The sequence below is a fragment of the Thioclava sp. JM3 genome, from assembly GCF_002213185.1.
GTDB classification, from domain to species: Bacteria; Pseudomonadota; Alphaproteobacteria; order Rhodobacterales; family Rhodobacteraceae; genus Thioclava; species Thioclava nitratireducens.
Window position 1 is genome coordinate 70,819 of the sequence record NZ_NBOB01000003.1, and the last position, 16,947, is coordinate 87,765.

At 63.7% G+C, this 16,947-nt stretch carries 21 protein-coding genes; 18 read left to right on the forward strand and 3 right to left on the reverse strand.

Annotated elements, in window-relative coordinates:
- Nucleotides 1-38: 38 nt before the first annotated feature.
- Nucleotides 39-431 (reverse strand): hypothetical protein, encoded by a 393-nt coding sequence (locus B6V73_RS06190; RefSeq protein ID WP_088722497.1) that lies wholly within the window; start codon nt 429-431, stop codon nt 39-41.
- A gap of 159 nt (nt 432-590) precedes the next feature.
- Here B6V73_RS06190 and B6V73_RS06195 point away from each other — a divergent pair, with 159 nt between their 5' ends.
- Complete coding sequence (locus tag B6V73_RS06195) at nt 591-1,196, forward strand: hypothetical protein (protein WP_088720095.1); 606 nt, start codon at nt 591-593, stop codon at nt 1,194-1,196.
- A gap of 63 nt (nt 1,197-1,259) precedes the next feature.
- Here the strand turns inward: B6V73_RS06195 and ilvC are convergent, their stop codons facing one another.
- Entirely contained in the window at nt 1,260-2,282 is a 1,023-nt protein-coding gene (ilvC, locus tag B6V73_RS06200; protein ID WP_233243149.1) for a ketol-acid reductoisomerase, read from the reverse strand.
- A 125-nt stretch (nt 2,283-2,407) separates the two neighbouring features.
- Here ilvC and B6V73_RS06205 point away from each other — a divergent pair, with 125 nt between their 5' ends.
- The 7 genes from B6V73_RS06205 (at nt 2,408) to ureC (ending at nt 6,854) form a co-directional block, all read left to right on the forward strand.
- Nucleotides 2,408-2,866 carry an Lrp/AsnC family transcriptional regulator gene (locus B6V73_RS06205; RefSeq protein WP_075776948.1) on the forward strand — a complete coding sequence of 153 codons (459 nt, stop codon included), beginning with the start codon at nt 2,408-2,410 and terminating at the stop codon, nt 2,864-2,866.
- Nucleotides 2,863-3,324, forward strand: a complete 462-nt coding sequence (locus B6V73_RS06210; RefSeq protein ID WP_075776947.1) for an Lrp/AsnC family transcriptional regulator — start codon at nt 2,863-2,865, stop codon at nt 3,322-3,324. The genes B6V73_RS06205 and B6V73_RS06210 overlap by 4 nt, the downstream gene beginning before the upstream one ends.
- A gap of 177 nt (nt 3,325-3,501) precedes the next feature.
- On the forward strand, nt 3,502-4,287 hold the full coding sequence (locus B6V73_RS06215; protein ID WP_240504116.1) for an urease accessory protein UreD: 786 nt from the start codon (nt 3,502-3,504) through the stop codon (nt 4,285-4,287).
- A gap of 9 nt (nt 4,288-4,296) precedes the next feature.
- Entirely contained in the window at nt 4,297-4,599 is a 303-nt protein-coding gene (locus B6V73_RS06220) for an urease subunit gamma (protein ID WP_075776945.1), read from the forward strand.
- A 59-nt stretch (nt 4,600-4,658) separates the two neighbouring features.
- Nucleotides 4,659-4,838 (forward strand): hypothetical protein, encoded by a 180-nt coding sequence (locus B6V73_RS06225; protein ID WP_088724809.1) that lies wholly within the window; start codon nt 4,659-4,661, stop codon nt 4,836-4,838.
- A 4-nt stretch (nt 4,839-4,842) separates the two neighbouring features.
- Nucleotides 4,843-5,148, forward strand: a complete 306-nt coding sequence (locus tag B6V73_RS06230; RefSeq protein ID WP_078548026.1) for an urease subunit beta — start codon at nt 4,843-4,845, stop codon at nt 5,146-5,148.
- Entirely contained in the window at nt 5,148-6,854 is a 1,707-nt protein-coding gene (ureC, locus tag B6V73_RS06235; protein WP_088724810.1) for an urease subunit alpha, read from the forward strand. The genes B6V73_RS06230 and ureC overlap by 1 nt, the downstream gene beginning before the upstream one ends.
- 8 nt (nt 6,855-6,862) lie before the next feature.
- On the opposite strand, the gene B6V73_RS06240 is transcribed toward ureC, so the two are convergent.
- On the reverse strand, nt 6,863-7,213 hold the full coding sequence (locus B6V73_RS06240) for a hypothetical protein (RefSeq protein WP_075776941.1): 351 nt from the start codon (nt 7,211-7,213) through the stop codon (nt 6,863-6,865).
- A 67-nt stretch (nt 7,214-7,280) separates the two neighbouring features.
- On the opposite strand from B6V73_RS06240, the gene B6V73_RS06245 reads away from it, so the two are divergent.
- The 10 genes from B6V73_RS06245 to B6V73_RS06290 all read left to right on the forward strand — a co-directional run bounded on the left by B6V73_RS06245 (nt 7,281) and on the right by B6V73_RS06290 (nt 16,866).
- Nucleotides 7,281-7,811 carry an urease accessory protein UreE gene (locus B6V73_RS06245; protein ID WP_088724811.1) on the forward strand — a complete coding sequence of 177 codons (531 nt, stop codon included), beginning with the start codon at nt 7,281-7,283 and terminating at the stop codon, nt 7,809-7,811.
- Nucleotides 7,804-8,442 (forward strand): urease accessory UreF family protein, encoded by a 639-nt coding sequence (locus tag B6V73_RS06250; protein WP_088724812.1) that lies wholly within the window; start codon nt 7,804-7,806, stop codon nt 8,440-8,442. The genes B6V73_RS06245 and B6V73_RS06250 overlap by 8 nt, the downstream gene beginning before the upstream one ends.
- 9 nt (nt 8,443-8,451) lie before the next feature.
- Nucleotides 8,452-9,078 carry an urease accessory protein UreG gene (ureG, locus tag B6V73_RS06255; RefSeq protein ID WP_088724813.1) on the forward strand — a complete coding sequence of 209 codons (627 nt, stop codon included), beginning with the start codon at nt 8,452-8,454 and terminating at the stop codon, nt 9,076-9,078.
- 291 nt (nt 9,079-9,369) lie between these two features.
- Nucleotides 9,370-10,650 (forward strand): urea ABC transporter substrate-binding protein, encoded by a 1,281-nt coding sequence (gene urtA, locus B6V73_RS06260; RefSeq protein ID WP_168173055.1) that lies wholly within the window; start codon nt 9,370-9,372, stop codon nt 10,648-10,650.
- Nucleotides 10,651-10,708: 58 nt separating this feature from the next.
- Nucleotides 10,709-12,691, forward strand: a complete 1,983-nt coding sequence (urtB, locus tag B6V73_RS06265; RefSeq protein WP_088724814.1) for an urea ABC transporter permease subunit UrtB — start codon at nt 10,709-10,711, stop codon at nt 12,689-12,691.
- Nucleotides 12,692-12,785: 94 nt separating this feature from the next.
- Nucleotides 12,786-14,009 (forward strand): urea ABC transporter permease subunit UrtC, encoded by a 1,224-nt coding sequence (gene urtC, locus B6V73_RS06270; protein ID WP_088724815.1) that lies wholly within the window; start codon nt 12,786-12,788, stop codon nt 14,007-14,009.
- Nucleotides 14,006-14,776 carry an urea ABC transporter ATP-binding protein UrtD gene (gene urtD / locus B6V73_RS06275; RefSeq protein ID WP_088720105.1) on the forward strand — a complete coding sequence of 257 codons (771 nt, stop codon included), beginning with the start codon at nt 14,006-14,008 and terminating at the stop codon, nt 14,774-14,776. Before urtC ends, urtD begins: the two co-directional genes overlap by 4 nt.
- A gap of 16 nt (nt 14,777-14,792) precedes the next feature.
- On the forward strand, nt 14,793-15,488 hold the full coding sequence (urtE, locus tag B6V73_RS06280) for an urea ABC transporter ATP-binding subunit UrtE (RefSeq protein ID WP_088724951.1): 696 nt from the start codon (nt 14,793-14,795) through the stop codon (nt 15,486-15,488).
- A gap of 323 nt (nt 15,489-15,811) precedes the next feature.
- On the forward strand, nt 15,812-16,285 hold the full coding sequence (locus tag B6V73_RS06285) for a cytochrome C (protein WP_088720106.1): 474 nt from the start codon (nt 15,812-15,814) through the stop codon (nt 16,283-16,285).
- A gap of 86 nt (nt 16,286-16,371) precedes the next feature.
- Nucleotides 16,372-16,866, forward strand: a complete 495-nt coding sequence (locus B6V73_RS06290) for a DUF6647 family protein (RefSeq protein WP_088724816.1) — start codon at nt 16,372-16,374, stop codon at nt 16,864-16,866.
- Nucleotides 16,867-16,947: the final 81 nt, after the last annotated feature.

A 16,947-nucleotide genomic window follows, 5' to 3' on the forward strand; every position in this document is an offset into this window, starting at 1 on the left:
GAGCGAATTAGGGGGGGGGGCGTCGCGCCCCCATTTGCTTACTGGCCGAAGAGGTCCAGCCCCAGCCAGATCAGGGCAACCGCTTCGAACACGGTCCAGAGCACGCCCGCCCACCGCCAGAATGTCGGACCCGCCTCCGCGCGCCAGACCGAACGGATGAGCCCGACCAGCACCGCGATCCGGTAGATCCCGGCCGCCACGGCGAAGCTTCCGAAGAACCCGCCAAGATGGCCCGGCGAGATCAGTGCGGTGAACAATGCCAGGATCACGATCAGCGGCACCACCACCAGCGCGGGTCCGTAATTGCCAGCCCAGAAAGTATCTCCCGGCGCGAGCCGTCCGGCGAAGAGATCGCCGAACCATTTCGGGGTGAAGAATTTTGCGCGCTCCTCGAAGATCGCTTCGAGTTCGTCGTGGTCGGGTCCGGCCATCTGCTTCCCTTTCAATTCGCGGAACTGTGACAAGAACGCCGTGGCCCCGCAAGGCGGCGCGCTGCCGCGGTCGCGCCTGAAGTGACCAAAACGTGACTGAACTTCAAGGCTTTCCGCCGCCTTGGGGCAGTGGAGGGACGAAATTTATGGAGGCGCGTCATGGACCAATCGTCCTTATTTCCCACATCCGATTTCTGGCCGCTCGCAGTCGGCTTCCTGTCCCTCTCGATCAACTATTTCGTTCAGGGCGGCGCGGCCGTCGCTAATGGGCCGAGCTGGTCGGGTGACCCGCTGGCGCAGGAACGAACCCTGGGCCTCTGGGGCATCTTCCTCGGTGGCTTCGGGCAGCTTCTGACCGGCATCTATCTGATGATCGGCCTGACCTGGTTCCCGGTCTTCGCCAACGCGGCCCCGCTTTACATGGCGGCCGTCGCGTTCTCGCTCTACGGCATCCACTGGTTCGTCATCGGCCTGCGACGCTACACCCATTCCGATCCCGGGCCGGAGGCGTGGATGGCGATTCCGCTGTTCGGGCTGAGCGCGATGGGCACCATCTCGTTCTGGGGCAATGGCGACATCCCGGCCGCGATTCTCTTCATCGGCCTGATGCTGATCTATCTCGCCGAGCTGGGCGCCCGCTGGACCAATAGCGAGGCGGCGGAGAAAACCGGCGGCGTGTTCCAGCTCCTGACCGGCGCGTGGCTCTTCTACCTCGCCTGGGGCGTGACGATGAACATGGCCAATGGCGCGAGCTACTGGGTGTAATCCGACCAAAAAAGAACCCCCGGCACTTAGGCCGGGGGTTCGACTTCGTGGTAGCCGTGCAGTTCAGTTGCGCGACTTGTCGACCATCTTGCCCTTGGAGATCCAGGGCATCATGGCGCGAAGCTTCTCGCCGACTTGCTCGATCTCGTGCTCGTCGTTGATGCGACGGGTCGCCTTGAAGAAGGGCTGGCCGACCGCGTTTTCCTGCATGAAGTCACGCACGAACTTGCCGGTCTGGATGTCGGTCAGGACGTCCTTCATGCGCTTCTTGGTTTCCTCGTAGGGGAGGATGCGCGGACCCGAGACATACTCGCCGTATTCGGCGGTGTTCGAGATCGAGTAGTTCATGTTCGCGATGCCGCCTTCATAGATCAGGTCGACGATCAGCTTTACTTCGTGGAGGCACTCGAAATAGGCCATTTCCGGCTCGTAACCGGCTTCCACGAGGGTTTCGAAGCCCATGCGGATCAGCTCGACGAGGCCGCCGCAGAGAACCGCTTGCTCGCCGAACAGGTCGGTTTCGCATTCCTGACGGAAGTTGGTCTCGATGATGCCCGAGCGGCCGCCACCGATGGCCGAGCAGTAGCTCAGCGCGATGTCCTGCGCCTTGCCGGTCGCGTCGTTTTCAACCGCGAAGAGGCAGGGCACGCCGCCGCCCTTGGTGTATTCGCCGCGCACGGTGTGACCCGGGCCTTTCGGCGCCATCATGATCACGTCGATGCCGGGCTTCGGCTCGATCAGGCCGAAATGAACGTTCAGGCCGTGGGCGAACGCGATCGCCGAGCCTTCTTTCAGGTTGTCATGGACATACTTCTTGTAGGTCTCGGCCTGAAGTTCGTCGGGCATGGTGAACATGATCACATCGCACCAGGCAGCCGCTTCGGCGATGCCCATAACCTGCAGGCCTTCGGCTTCGGCTTTCGCTTTCGAGGGCGAGCCGTCACGAAGCGCAACGGCCACGTTCTTCGCGCCCGAGTCGCGCAGGTTCAGCGCGTGTGCGTGGCCCTGCGAGCCGTAGCCGAGAATGGCGACTTTCTTGTCCTTGATCAGGTTCACATCGCAATCGCGATCATAATAGACGCGCATGGCGTTCCTCCTTCTTGTCTGAGTGTGAGAATAAGAGGTTCTTCGCGAATATGCGTTCAGAAGTTGAGAATATCCGCTAAACCGAGTAAAAATCATTTGCACTATTAGATAATAACGGAAAAATCATGCAGATTGACGATACGGACCGCCGGATATTGCGTCAGATGATGGCGGAGCCGGGGCTTCCTTCTGCCGAACTGGCCGAACGCGCCGGCGTGACGCCCGCGACCTGTTGGCGCCGGATCGAGAAGCTTCGCGAAGGGGGCGTGATCCGTGGCGAAGAGGCGCTGATCGACTGGCACGCTCTCGGCTGGGCGGTCGAGGTGTCTCTGCGCTTCACCTTGGACAAAACCAATCCGCGCGCCTTCGACGAATTCATCGCCGCCGCGCGCGAAGTTCCGGAAGTCATTGAAATCCAGAGCTTCCTCGGTTCCACCGATATGCGCCTGCAGGTGATCGCCCGCGACATGGCGCATTATCAGGAGATTTACCGCAATCGCATCCTGACCCTGCCGCATATCTCCGAACTCGACGCGCTGATGCTCATCGCTACGATCAAGTCCAGCGCGGAGCTGCCGATATGAGCCTCGATCTCGACGATCTGGACCGCCAGTTGCTGCGCGCGCTGAGTCGCGATTCCACGCAAAGTGCGGGCGCTCTAGGCCGCAAGCTTGGCCTCTCGCAGCCCGCGACATGGCGGCGAATCCGTCGCATGCAGGAGGCGGGAGTCATCGCCGGCCGGCGCGTGATCGTCGATCCCGAGGCGCTTGGCTTCGGGGTGACGGTGTTTCTGGGCGTGAAACTGGCGGCGAAGGGCCGCGTCAGCCTCGAGGATTTCGAGCGCGCGGTCACCGCGATCCCAGAGGTGCAGCTCGTGCAACACGTCCTCGGGCTTTTTGATTACCGGCTACGCGTCACCGCCCGTGATCTGCCTGACTTTGAGCGGGTCCTGCGGCGTCGTATCATGACCTTGCCCGGGGTCGGTCAGGTGGAGGCGAATGTGCTCCTCAGCGAGGAACGCCGCCCCGGTCCCTTGGGCTGATTCATATTGGCTTAAAAAAAGGGCGAACTGCGCGCCAAATAGGCACGGCCGTCGCTCCGCATCGATCAAAGCCGGATCTGCGCGTGCAGGGCATGGACCGCCCCGTTGCCGCGGTCTTGGATCGAAGCGGAGGGACCGATGTTCGACGCGAAGCTTCAGACCAAATCTGCCGTCCGGATGCAGCGTTCGCGCGGCGCGGCGCGGGCCGGCTTTTCCGGCGCGCGGCTGACCGGATTGCACCAAAGCGGGTCTGCCAAGGCCATTCTGCCGCGCGTTCCCGGTTCGCCGGAGGTGGTTTTCCTGAATACTTCCGGTGGTTTGACCTCTGGCGATACGCTGTCCTACGAAACCGAACTGGACGCGGGCGCAATGCTCGTCGCGACGACACAAGCCGCCGAGCGAGCCTATCGCGCCGACGATGGGCCTGCGCAGGTTGAGGTGCGGCACAGTGTCGGCTCCGGCTGCCATCTGGATTGGCTGCCGCAGGAGACGATCCTCTTCGACCGCGCGAAGCTGGCCCGCGACACGACGATCTCGCTGGCCTCCAATGCGTCCTGCCTGATGCTCGAGGCAGTGGTGCTGGGCCGGGCCGCGATGGGCGAGCAGGTGCGGGACTTACAGTTTTTCGACATGCGCCGGATCGAACGCGCCGGAAAGCCAGTGTTTTTCGAGCCCTTCTCGTTGAATTCCGACATTTTGGCAAAGGGGCCCCGAAGCGCCGTTCTGGGAGAGGCCCGTGCTTTTGCGACGCTCGTTCTGTGTCGGCAAGGCGCGGAAGACGCGGTGGAGCCCCTGCGCGCGGTGCTCGATGAGCCGGGCGTCGAGGGAGCGGCTTCGGGCTTCGACGGCAAATGCGTCATTCGCCTGCTCGCGCAGGACGGCTGGCCGATGCGGCGACAAATTCTACGACTTTTCAATGCGTTGCGGCGCGACCAAGCTGCGCCACGCGTGTGGCAGATCTGAGGAAATACGATGAACCTGACACCGAGGGAAAAGGACAAGCTGCTGATCAGCGTTGCCGCGATGGTCGCGCGCAACCGGCTGGAACGCGGCGTGAAGCTCAATCACCCGGAAGCCATTGCAATCATTTCGGATTTCGTCGTCGAGGGAGCCCGCGAGGGCCGCTCCGTCGCCGATCTGATGGAGGCGGGGGCAGGGGTGATCTCGGCCGATCAATGCATGGAGGGCATCCCCGAGATGATCCATTCCATTCAGGTCGAAGCGACCTTCCCGGACGGGACGAAGCTCGTCACCGTCCATCATCCGATCCGCTGAGATAAGTTCAGCTTATACAGACCGATCCAAAATAAGTTTTGCTAATGAAAGGCCGTCCGATGAAATTTGTAGCTGCACTCGCCGTCCTCGCCCCCGCCGCCGCACTGGCCCATCCCGGCCACGGCGCCGGAAGCACATGGTTTTTCCACGACGGTCCGCTGATCGGGCTGCTTGCGCTCGCAGTGGTCGCCTATGTCGGACCGGAATTGGCGCGCGCGCTGCGCCGCAACAAGGAGTGAGCCGATGATCCCCGGAGAAATCCTGCCCGCTGTGGGCGAGATCACGCTGAATGAGGGCTGCGAGGCGATCACGCTGATGGTCGCCAATACCGGCGACCGCCCGGTGCAGGTTGGCTCGCATTACCATTTCGCGGAGACCAATCCGGGGTTGGAATTCGACCGGGACGCCGCGCGCGGCTACCGACTGGACATCGCGGCCGGAACGGCGGTGCGGTTCGAGCCGGGCCAGAGTCGCGAAGTGCGGCTGGTGCCCTATCGCGGGTCGCGCGAAGTCTATGGTTTCAATCAGAAAGTTATGGGGGCGCTCTGATGCCGGCTTCGATCTCGCGTAGCACCTATGCCGATATGTTCGGCCCCACCACCGGCGACCGGGTGCGGCTCGCCGACACCGATCTGATCATCGAGGTCGAGCGCGACCTGACCACCTATGGCGAGGAGGTCAAGTTCGGCGGCGGCAAGGTGATCCGCGACGGCATGGGGCAGAGCCAGGTCTCCCGCGCGGGCGGCGCGGTCGATACGGTGATCACCAATGCGCTGATCGTGGATCATTCGGGGATCTACAAAGCGGATGTCGGCCTGAAGGATGGGCAGATCGCGGCGATCGGCAAGGCTGGCAATCCGGATACCCAGCCAAATGTCGACATCATCATCGGTCCGGGCACGGAAGTCATTGCCGGGGAAGGGAAAATCCTGACCGCGGGCGGGTTCGACGCTCATATTCACTTCATCTGCCCGCAGCAGATCGAGGATGCGCTGGCCTCCGGCATCACGACGATGCTGGGCGGTGGCACGGGGCCTGCGCATGGCACTCTGGCCACGACCTGCACGCCGGGGCCGTGGCATATCGCGCGGATGTTGCAGGCCTTCGATGCGCTGCCGGTCAACCTCGCGCTGTCAGGCAAAGGTAATGCCTCGCGCCCCGAGGCGCTGGTCGAGATGGTCGAGGGCGGCGCTGCGGCGCTGAAGCTGCACGAGGATTGGGGCACGACGCCGGGCGCGATTGACTGCTGCCTGTCGGTGGCCGACGACATGGACGTGCAGGTGATGATCCACACCGACACGCTCAACGAGAGCGGCTTCGTCGAGAATACGCTGGCCGCGATCAAGGGCCGCACGATCCACGCCTTCCACACCGAAGGGGCAGGGGGCGGTCATGCGCCGGACATCCTGAAGGTGGTGAGCGCGCCGAACGTGATCCCGTCGTCGACGAACCCGACGCGGCCCTATACGGGCAACACGATCGAAGAGCACCTCGATATGCTGATGGTGTGCCACCACCTTGATAACAAGGTGCCCGAGGATGTGGCCTTCGCGGAAAGCCGCATCCGGAAAGAGACGATCGCGGCCGAAGACATCCTTCATGACATGGGCGCGATGTCGATCATCAGCTCGGACAGTCAGGCGATGGGGCGCGTCGGCGAGGTGATCATTCGTTGCTGGCAGACGGCGGACAAGATGCGCAAACAGCGCGGGCGTCTGCCGGAAGAGCAGGGCGATAATGACAACGTGCGGGTGAAGCGGTTCATCGCGAAATACACGATCAACCCGGCGATTACCCACGGTATGAGCCAGCATATCGGCTCGGTCGAGGTCGGCAAGCGCGCCGATCTGGTGCTGTGGAGCCCGGCCTTCTTCGGCGCGAAGCCCGACATGGTGCTGATTGGCGGCTCGATCGCCTCGGCGCAGATGGGCGACCCGAACGGCTCGATCCCGGCGCAACCTTTCTACACGCGCAACATGTTCGGGGCGCTTGGCGGGGCGCGGTACGCAAGCTCGGTCACTTTCATCAGTCAGGCGGCGCAAGCCAACGGGCTGGCTGCGAGCCTTGGGCTCCAGAAACAGACGCTGGCCGTCGAGGGCACGCGCGGCATCGGCAAGGCGCAGATGATCCACAATGCTGCGACGCCCGAGATCGACGTCCATCCCGAGACTTACGAAGTGCGTGCGGATGGCGAATTGCTGACCTGCGAACCGGCGGAGGTTCTGCCGCTGGCGCAGCGGTATTTCCTGTTCTGAGGATGGGGTCAGCGGCTGGATACGAGTCGCAGCCCGGCGTCGGCAGGCGCTTCCGCGACGAGTTCCGGGAGCAGGCAACTCGCCGGTTCGTGCGGCGACGTTTGCAATCTGCGGGTGACCTTCTCGCGCTGAAAGGCCGTATCGTTGCGGATTTCGGGGGGCAGGAGGCGCGGTTCGAACACTTTGCGGCGGCTGGTGACGATCTCGACCTTCGTCCAGCGGCCGAGGCAGGGCATGTCGGACCGGGTGAGGTAAGCTTCCCGCAGTTCGGCCTCGCGGCGTCGCAATCGCGCGATCTGGGCGCGGATCTGGGCCAGCTCGTCCGCGGGGGCGCGTGGGTCGAAGCAATGATGGAACATCGAAATCTCCTTCGCTGCTAGCATGCTGCGGCGGGAGGTTTGAGAAATCGTTAAAGGGTGCAAGACAATGAGCGATTATCCCAAGGCTGAAAAAGTGGCGCCCAAGGGTGCGTGGCAGGCGGCGGTGGACCATGTGGCGCTGGATTACGAGGGGCGTTTCCTACGCCGCAAGCGGCTGGTCGCAGGCTCGGGCGCGGGGTTTCTTGTGGACCTGCCGGAGGTGACGAACCTCACGGGCGGCGAGGCCTTCGTGCTGGAAGACGGGCGGTTCATCGAGGTGCGCCCGGCGCTGGAGCCGGTGCTGGTGGTGACGGGCGATCTGACGCGGCTGGCCTGGCATATCGGCAACCGTCACACGCCGTGCCAGATCGAGGCGGACCGGCTGGTGATCCGCGCCGATCACGTGCTGGAGGCGATGCTGAAGCAGTTGGGGGCCGAGGTCGCGTCCGCGGTCGAGACCTTCCAGCCCGAGGGGGGCGCCTATGGGATGGGGCGCACGATGGGGCATGAACACGGGCATTCGCATGGCCATGGTCATTCCCATTCGCATGACCACGACCATTCGCACGGCCACGACCATCATCACGACCATGACTGATCCGACCGCGCCCCTGTCGCTGATGCAATGGCTCTCCCCGGCCTTTCCGACCGGGGCGTTCGCCTATTCTCATGGGCTTGAGCAGGCAGTGGCCGCGGGCGAGATCGGGGATGCGGCGGCGTTCGCGATTTGGCTGGGCGATGTGCTGGAGCATGGCGCGGGCTGGTCGGATGCGGTGCTGCTGGCCTGCGGGCTGCGCGGCGGCGATCTCGACGAGCTGGATGCGCTGGGACGTGCGATGGCGGGCTCAGCCGAGCGGCTGCGCGAGACGGCGGAGCAGGGCGCCGCCTTCACGCTGGCGCAGGCGGGGTTGCGGGGCGTCAAACTGCCGCCGCGAGTGCTGCCGGTCGCCGTGGCCGAGGCGGCGCGCGATCTGGACCTTCCCGCGGAGCAGGTGATTTCACTTTTCCAACATTCTTTCGCGTCGAACCTGGTCTCCGCAGCGGTCAGACTTGTCCCTTTGGGACAAATCGCCGGGCAGACGGTCTTGAGCGACCTGCACGGAAAAATCGCCGAGATCGCGGCACGTGCGGCGCAGGCGGAACTGGCGGACCTGAGCTTCAGCGCCTTTCGCGCCGAGGTTTCGGCCATGAAACACGAGACGCTCGATGTGCGTCTCTTCAAGACTTGAGGTGAAGATATGGGCAACGGACCTTTGCGCGTGGGAATTGGCGGACCGGTGGGCGTGGGCAAGACCACGCTGACCGAGCAACTGGCGCGGGCCTTGGCCGCGCGCGTGTCGATGGCGGTGGTGACGAACGATATTTATACGCGCGAGGATGCGGAGGCACTGATGCGCGCGCAGGTGCTGCCGGGCGAGCGTATTCGCGGCGTCGAGACGGGCGGCTGCCCGCATACGGCGATCCGCGAGGATGCGTCGATCAACCTCGCGGCCATCGCCGATCTGACCGCGAAGCTCCCCGATCTGGAACTGGTGCTGATCGAGAGCGGCGGCGACAATCTGGCCGCGACCTTCTCGCCGGAACTGGCCGATCTGACGATCTACGTGATCGATACGGCGGCGGGGCAGGATATCCCGCGCAAACGCGGACCGGGGCTGACCAAGTCCGATCTTCTGGTGGTGAACAAGGTGGATCTCGCGCCGCATGTGGGCGTCGATCTGGCGCAGCTCGAGGCGGATACGCAAAGCGCGCGCGGGTCGAAGCCTTATGTCATGGCGCGGCTGCGCCAAGGCGCGGGCATCGACGAGATCGTCGCGTTTCTCGAGCGTGAGGGCGGATTGGCGTTGAAGCCGATTCCAGCCTGACCGCGAAACATTCGCCCATCTATTGGGCGAAAAGTCAGAATTTGAGCGAAAACTTCGGCAGACCCGCCCAACCGGCGGGTTTTTTGCTGCGCGGTGCCGGAATTTTTTGCCGCGCTGCAGCGTGAGGGTTTGGATGTCGGAGGCGCCTTGATGTGTGGCGCGGGGTCGATGGGATGTCCCGAGACCGGTGGCAATAGTGGAGGTTCGGCACCCGCAGAATGAGCCCTTGAAGGGCCGCGCGGGGCTGACGTGAACGAGGGAAATGAAATGATCAATCGGCGTAAACTGATGATGTCCGCGGCGCTGGCCGGGGCCATCTCAATGAGCGGGGGCCTCGCCTTCGCGCAGGAAGACGACAAGATCAAGGTGGGCGTCCTGCACTCGCTATCGGGCACGATGGCGATCTCGGAAACCACGCTCAAGGACACGGTCCTGATGCTGGTCGAGGAGCAGAACAAGAAAGGCGGCATCAACGGCAAGATGCTGGAGGCGGTCGTGGTCGACCCGGCCTCGGACTGGCCGCTGTTCGCGGAAAAAGCGCGCGAGCTGATCACCGTGGACAAGGTCGACGTGATCTTCGGCTGCTGGACGTCCGTGTCGCGGAAATCGGTGCTGCCGGTCCTTGAGGAACTCAACGGCCTGCTGTTCTACCCGGTGCAATACGAGGGCGAGGAAAGCTCGCGCAACGTGTTCTATACCGGCGCTGCCCCGAACCAGCAGGCGATCCCGGCGGTGGATTACTTCCTCGAAGAGCTTGGCGTCGAGAAATTCGCGCTGCTGGGCACGGACTATGTCTATCCGCGCACCACGAACAACATTCTCGAAGCCTACCTGCAGGACAAGGGCATCGCGAAGGAAGATATCTTCGTGAACTACACCCCCTTCGGTCAGTCGGACTGGTCGAAGATCGTCTCCGACGTGAAGGCGCTCGGCGCGGACGGCAAGAAGGTCGGCGTGATCTCGACGATCAACGGCGACGCGAATATCGGCTTCTACAAGGAACTCGCAGCCTCCGGCATCACCGCCGAGGATATCCCCGTCGTGGCCTTCTCGGTCGGCGAAGAGGAGCTGTCCGGTCTCGGCGACGCCGATCTCAAGAACCTTGTCGGTCAGCTGGCCGCCTGGAACTACTTCGAGAGCGCCGATACGCCCGAGAATGCGGCCTTCATCAAGCAGTGGCACGAATTTACCGGCGACGACAGCCGCGTGACGAACGACCCGATGGAAGCCACCTATATCGGCTTCAACATGTGGGTGCAGGCCGTCGAGCAGGTCGGCTCCACCGATGTCGACAAGGTCATCGCTGCGATGCCGGGACAGGAGTTCCCCAACCTCACCGGTTCCACAGCGAAGATGCTGCCGAACCACCACCTGACCAAGCCGGTACTGATCGGCGAAATTCAGGAAGACGGTCAGTTCGACATCATCAGCCAGACCGATCCGGTGCCGGGCGACGCGTGGACCGACTTCCTGCCGGAATCGGCGGTGCTCAAGTCGGATTGGCCGGGGCTCGATTGCGGCATGTACAACACCGAGACCGAAACCTGCGTTCAGAAGAAATCGAACTACTGATCGTGTCTTGGCCGGGAGGGCTGCGCCTCTCCCGGCCGTTTCATCCTAAGGGGACGGGATGCGCAAGTTTTTGATCGCGCTCGGGATTGTTCTGGCACTGGCCGTGCCCGGGCTGGCGCAGGACGCGGGCAGCGCGCCGCAGGCGGAGGCCACGCAAGGCGGGACGTTCGGGCTACGCGCCGTTCTTCAGGACTATGCCAAGCAGGTCGCCAAGCCGTCGCGCCGCACCATCGGCCCGGTGATCGAGGCAATCGCGGCTTCGGGCGAGGGGGCCTCGCGCTTCCTGCAGGCCTGGGCCGACAAGCGCGTCGGGCTGCGCGAAAGCGACGGCTCCTTCTTCATCGTGAAGAAATCCGGCAGCGAATACCAACTGAGCGATCCGGTCACCGGAGAGCCTGCGGGCACCGCGCCGAAATCCGATATCGACGAGGTGAAGCCCAATTCCGGCGTGCGCGCCGAGATCGGCGTGGCGCTGGTGCGGTTCCTGCTCAGCGATCCCGATCCGAAGAAACGCCGCGAGGCGCTGATCGCGATCGACCGCAACGGCGAGGCGTCGCATCTGGAGCCCCTGCGCGCCTCGATCCCCGACGAGCCCGATCCCGCGATCAAGGCGCAGAAACAGCGGTTGGAACGCCTGCTGACGATCCGCTTCGGCAAGGATGCCGAGGAGCGCGTCGCCGCGATCGACAGTTTCGGGGCCGATCTGGGGCTGGATTTCCGTGCCACGCTGAACCCTCTGGTGGCGACGACCCGCAAGGTCTTTGAAGGCGCGCCCGAGGGCAATGTCGCCAAGACGCTCAAGCCGGGCCGCGATATTTCCGAAGACGAGGCCTATGCGATGCTGGTCTCGGTCGACATGGCGCCGGCGCGGATTTCGGCCTCCGAGATGCAGCAGGCTTTGGCCGCGCATGTGAAGAATGGTCAGGTGGGCGGGCTGCCGCTTGCCGCGATGTCCGATCCGGTCAAGCGCGAAGAAGCCTATGCGGCGCTGGCCGCCGCCGGAGAGGTGCCGCAGCGCCTGACCAATGCCGAGGCCGAGGCACTGGTCGCCGATCACCAATTCGCCGATATCTATGCCGAGCCCGACCCGGAAGTGACCGCCGCCGCCGAGGCCGCGCTGACCCGCGTGAGCCGCACGGTGGCTGGGATGCAGACGGTCGATCTCGGTCTCGATGCGCTATCGCTCGCCTCGATCTATTTCCTCGCCGCCATCGGGTTGGCGATCACCTTCGGGGTGATGGGCGTGATCAACATGGCGCATGGCGAGTTCATCACGATGGGGGCTTATACCGGCTATGTCGTGCAGCTCTTCGTGCCCGACTATACGCTATCGATCCTGATCGCGCTGCCGCTGGCCTTCGCCATCACCTTCGGCGCGGGCGTCGCGATGGAGCGGCTGGTGATCCGTTATCTTTACAAACGCCCGCTGGAGACGCTGCTGGCCACCTTCGGCATCTCCATCGCGCTGCAGCAGCTGTTCAAGAATATCTTCGGGACGCAGGCCCGTCCTCTGACTTCGCCGCCGTGGCTGGAGGGGGCGTGGACACTCAACGATGTCGTCTCGATCAGCTATATCCGGATCGCGATCTTCGTGCTCGCGCTGGTATTCCTCGCCCTCTATCTCTGGGTGATGCGCAAGACGCGCCTCGGGCTGGAGGTCCGCGCGGTCACGCAGAACCCCTCGATGGCGGCTTCGATGGGGATAAACCCGGACCGGATCAACATGCTGGCTTTCGGGTTTGGGTCAGGTATTGCCGGGATTGCGGGCGTGGCCATCGGGCTTTTCGCGAAAGTCACCTCCGAGATGGGGCAGGACTATATCGTTCAGAGCTTCATGACGGTCGTGGTCGGCGGCGTCGGCTCGATCTTCGGCACGCTCGCGGGCGCGACCCTGATCGGCGTGCTGCAGAAGGGCATCGAATGGCTGAACCCGTCGAATACGCTCGCGGCCCAGACCTACATGATCCTCTTCATCATCATCTTCATCCAGTTCCGCCCGCGCGGCATCATCGCGCTCAAGGGCCGGGCCGCGGGGGATTGAGCATGAGACAGACCGCTTTCCCTTCCTCTTGGTCCAAATATCCCGCGGGAGCGCGGGGGTGCGAAACCCCCGCCGCAACATCGGAGGTTCGCGCATGAAATCCGGATTTCTCGCCAAGAACCCCTCCGTCTTGTGGTTCCTGCTGATCCTTGCGGTCTTCACGCTGGGCGTCACTTTGCTCTCCCATGCCTACGGGCCGGGCGCTATCTCGACCTCGATGGTCAAGACGCTGGGCAAGACGCTGTGCCTGTGCCTGATCGCCATCGCGATGGACCTGGTCTGGGGTTATACAGGCATTCTGTCGCTCGGCCATTTCGCCTTCTTCGGGCTGGGCGGCTACATGATCGGCATGTGGCTGATGTACGAGCGCACCCGCGACATCGTCCTGAAATCGGCGGGCGAGTTCCCGATGACACCGCAGGAGGTGAATGACGCGATCGGCACGCAGATCTTCGGCGTGGTGGGCGGGTCCGATCTACCCGCGATCTGGACCTTCGCGGGCAACCTGCCGATGCAGCTTTTGTTCGTGGTGCTGGTGCCGGGGCTCTTGGCGCTGATCTTCGGCTGGCTCGCGTTTCGCTCACGTGTGACGGGCGTGTATCTGTCGATCCTGACGCAGGCGATGACGCTTGCGCTGTCGCTTTACCTCTTCCAGAACGAGAGCGGGCTGCGCGGCAATAACGGGCTTTCGGGGTTGCAGAACATTCCCGGCGTGAGCGCGGGGCAGGATCATCTGTCGATCTGGTTCCTCTGGGCGTCGGCGATTGCGCTCGCGCTTGGCTATATCGCGGCGTCGCTGATCGTCTCGGGCAAGTTCGGCTCGGTCATTCGCGGCATTCGCGACGACGAGGCGCGGGTGCGCTTTCTTGGTTATTCGGTCGAAGGCTACAAGCTGTTCGTCTTCACCCTGACGGCGGTGATCGCGGCCATCGCGGGCGCGCTCTATTACCCGCAGGCGGGGATCATCAACCCGGGCGAGATGGCGCCCATCGCCTCGATCTACCTTGCGGTCTGGGTCGCTATCGGCGGGCGCGGGCGGCTTTATGGTGCGGTAATGGGGGCGGCCTTCGTCTCCATCGTCTCGAGCTGGTTCACTGGCGGCCGCGTCCCCGATCTGCCGCTGGGCTTCTACACGATCGACTGGGTCGATTGGTGGCAGGTGCTGTTGGGGCTCGCCTTCGTGCTGGTGACCTTGTTCGCACCGAAAGGGCTGTCGGGACTGATCGATCTCTTCGAAGGCATCCGCCGTCCGAACCGCCATGGCGCGCCGCTTGGCCCCGACAAGGGCTCGTTCCGGGAAGAGGAGGCGCAGGAATGAATGTCGCGGTCAAACCGGGGGCGGGAGCGCAGACCCTGCTGGAGGTTTCGGGCATCTCCGTCAGCTTCGACGGGTTCAAGGCGATCAATAATCTCAGCTTCAATATCGGCCCGTCCGAGTTGCGCGCGGTGATCGGGCCGAACGGGGCAGGCAAGACGACATTCATGGATATCGTGACCGGCAAGACCCGGCCCGACGAGGGCTCGGTGCTGTGGGGCGAAAGTTCGACCAACCTGCTGCGGCTCAATGAGGCGAAGATCGCGCGGATCGGGATCGGGCGGAAGTTTCAGAAGCCCACCGTCTTCGAGGATCAGACCGTCACCGAGAACCTGATGATGGCGCTCAAGGCCAATCGCAGCCCTTTCGCGGTGCTGGGCTGGAAGGCGGGGGCTGCCGATCGTGCACGCGTCGAAGAGATCGCAGCGCAGGTGGGCCTCGCCGATCAGCTGCCGCGCAAATCGGGCGAGCTGAGCCACGGGCAGAAGCAATGGTTGGAGATCGGGATGCTCCTGGCGCAGGAGCCGAAGCTGTTGCTGGTCGACGAGCCCGCTGCCGGGATGACCTTGGCCGAGCGCGAGCAAACGACCGCGCTTTTGGTCGATCTGGCGCGCGATCATGCGGTGGTCGTGGTCGAGCATGACATGGAATTCGTGCGCCGTCTGAACTGCAAGGTGACGGTGCTGCATGAGGGGGCGGTTCTGGCGGAAGGCTCGCTCGACCATGTGACCGCCGACAAACGCGTGATCGAGGTGTATCTTGGCCGCTGATCTGACAAAACCCGCGATGCTGAAGACCGAGGGGCTGACGCTTCACTACGGCGGCAGCCAGATCCTGCACGGGATCGACATGGTGGCGCGTGCGGGTGAGGTGACCTGCATCATGGGCACCAACGGGGTTGGGAAGACCTCGCTGCTGAAGGCGATCTCCGGGACGCATCTGCGCTCGGGCGGGTCTGTTACGCTGGATGGCGCGGAGATGGGGCGCGTGCCGCCACAGGCGATGGCGAAGGCGGGTCTGGGTTACGTGCCGCAGGGCCGGATGATCTTCCCGCTGTTGACGGTGCGCGAGAATATGGAGACGGCTTTCGCCTGTCTGCCGAAATCCGAGCATGTCATTCCCGACGAGATTTACGAGCTGTTCCCGATCCTGAAGGACTTCCTCAATCGCCGGGGCGGGGATCTCTCGGGCGGGCAGCAGCAGCAGCTCGCCATAGCCCGCGCGATGCTGATGAAGCCGAAGCTACTGCTGCTGGACGAGCCGACCGAGGGCATCCAGCCCAACATCATCCAGCAGATCGGGCGGGTGATTTCCTACCTGCGCGAAAAGGGGGATATGGCGATCGTGCTGGTCGAGCAGTATTTCGACTTCGCGCATAATCTGGGCGATAGTTTCTACGTGCTCAAACGCGGCGCGGTCGCAATGGAGGGCACGAAGGAGACGCTCACCCGCGAGGCGCTGCGCGAGGTAGTGAGCGTCTGAGGCGGCGGGCGGCGTCCGAGCGTCGGATAGGCGTTTTGACAGCTTCGCCGCTTGTTGCTTTCGCTTTGATGCCTGCATTTTGGTCATGCTCGCGCGGCATCTAAATCGCGCGCTCCCGTGGGGAGGATGGGCGCGACCCCGGGGCAGTCGATGCCAGGTCGCCATGGCGGCGCTGAAGGGGGGGTGTCATTTCATCGCTTGCCCGACTCGCCCCTCCGGGCGCATCCTTTCCCTTAGGTCAGGTGACTTTCGCAAAAGCCCCGACCACAGGGAGAAACGACCCGGGAGAGGGTCGTCTGTCAAAAGGGAGAGGGGGAATACCCATGAAACGCGTCATTACTCTGGCCGCGCTCGCCGCGCTGGCCGGGTCTTCGGCAGGGCTCGCGCAGGAGGTCTCGGTCGAACGAGGCAGGCTGGTCTCGATCACTTCGGGATGTCACGACTGCCACACGGCCGGTTACAACGAATCCGGCGGCAAGATCGATCCGGAGGCGGCGCTCAAGGGCGTACCGCTCGGCTGGCAGGGTCCGTGGGGCACGACCTATGCGGTCAATTTGCGCGACGAGATCAAGGATATGGACGAGGACGGTTTCGTGGAATTCGCGAAGACCTTCGACGCGAAGCCGCCGATGCCGTTCTACAACGTGCATGCCATGCCCGAGAGCGATCTGCGCTCGCTCTACCAGTATATCAAGTCGCTCGGCGAGCCGGGGGATCCGATGCCAGAGGCCTTGCCGCCGGGGGAGGCGCCCAAGACACCCTATATCGTGATGGCACCGCCGATGATGCCGAACTAGGGCCCGGCTCGACCGATCCGGCCCAATGACCGGCGTCATTTCCGAGGGCATCCGGTACCTGCTATCCTGTGCTCAGAGGAGGCGGGATGATCCGAGCCATCGTCATAGGGCTTGCTCTGGTCTGTCCGGAAGCGGTCGGGGCCTGTCCCGCGCCGCTGCCGATCGCTGTGCCAAAGGCGGTGATGGCGCCGCTCACCGCGTGGATCGCAGAACATAGCGACTACGCCGCGCCGGAGGGCGCGCCTGCGATTTTCCTTTGCCAGAGCGGAGAGGTCATCACCTATGAAGGGCGAGATCTCCTCGTCGATGCCGATCTGCGCGCGGCCTACGATTTTGTCGAGGACCGGATCTTCCTTGTCGCGCCTTGGTCGGAGGACGATCCGACGCTGCTTTCCTCGCTTTTGCATGAGCTCATTCATCGCGCTCAGTTTCGAGCCAAGGACTGGCCCTGTCCTGCGGCGGCCGAGCCGGAAGCCTATCGCCTGCAGGAGGCATGGCTCGCCGAACGGGGGATCGATCCGGGCTTCGCGTGGGCCGAGATTTACCTGCGGGCGCGTTGTTCCTCGGACCATCGGCGCTGAAGTCGCGCCGCGCGAGGCTCGAAAAAGTTCCCTACATTACATTTCTGTAAGCGGATATTCGCCAACCCGCTGATCTGCGCC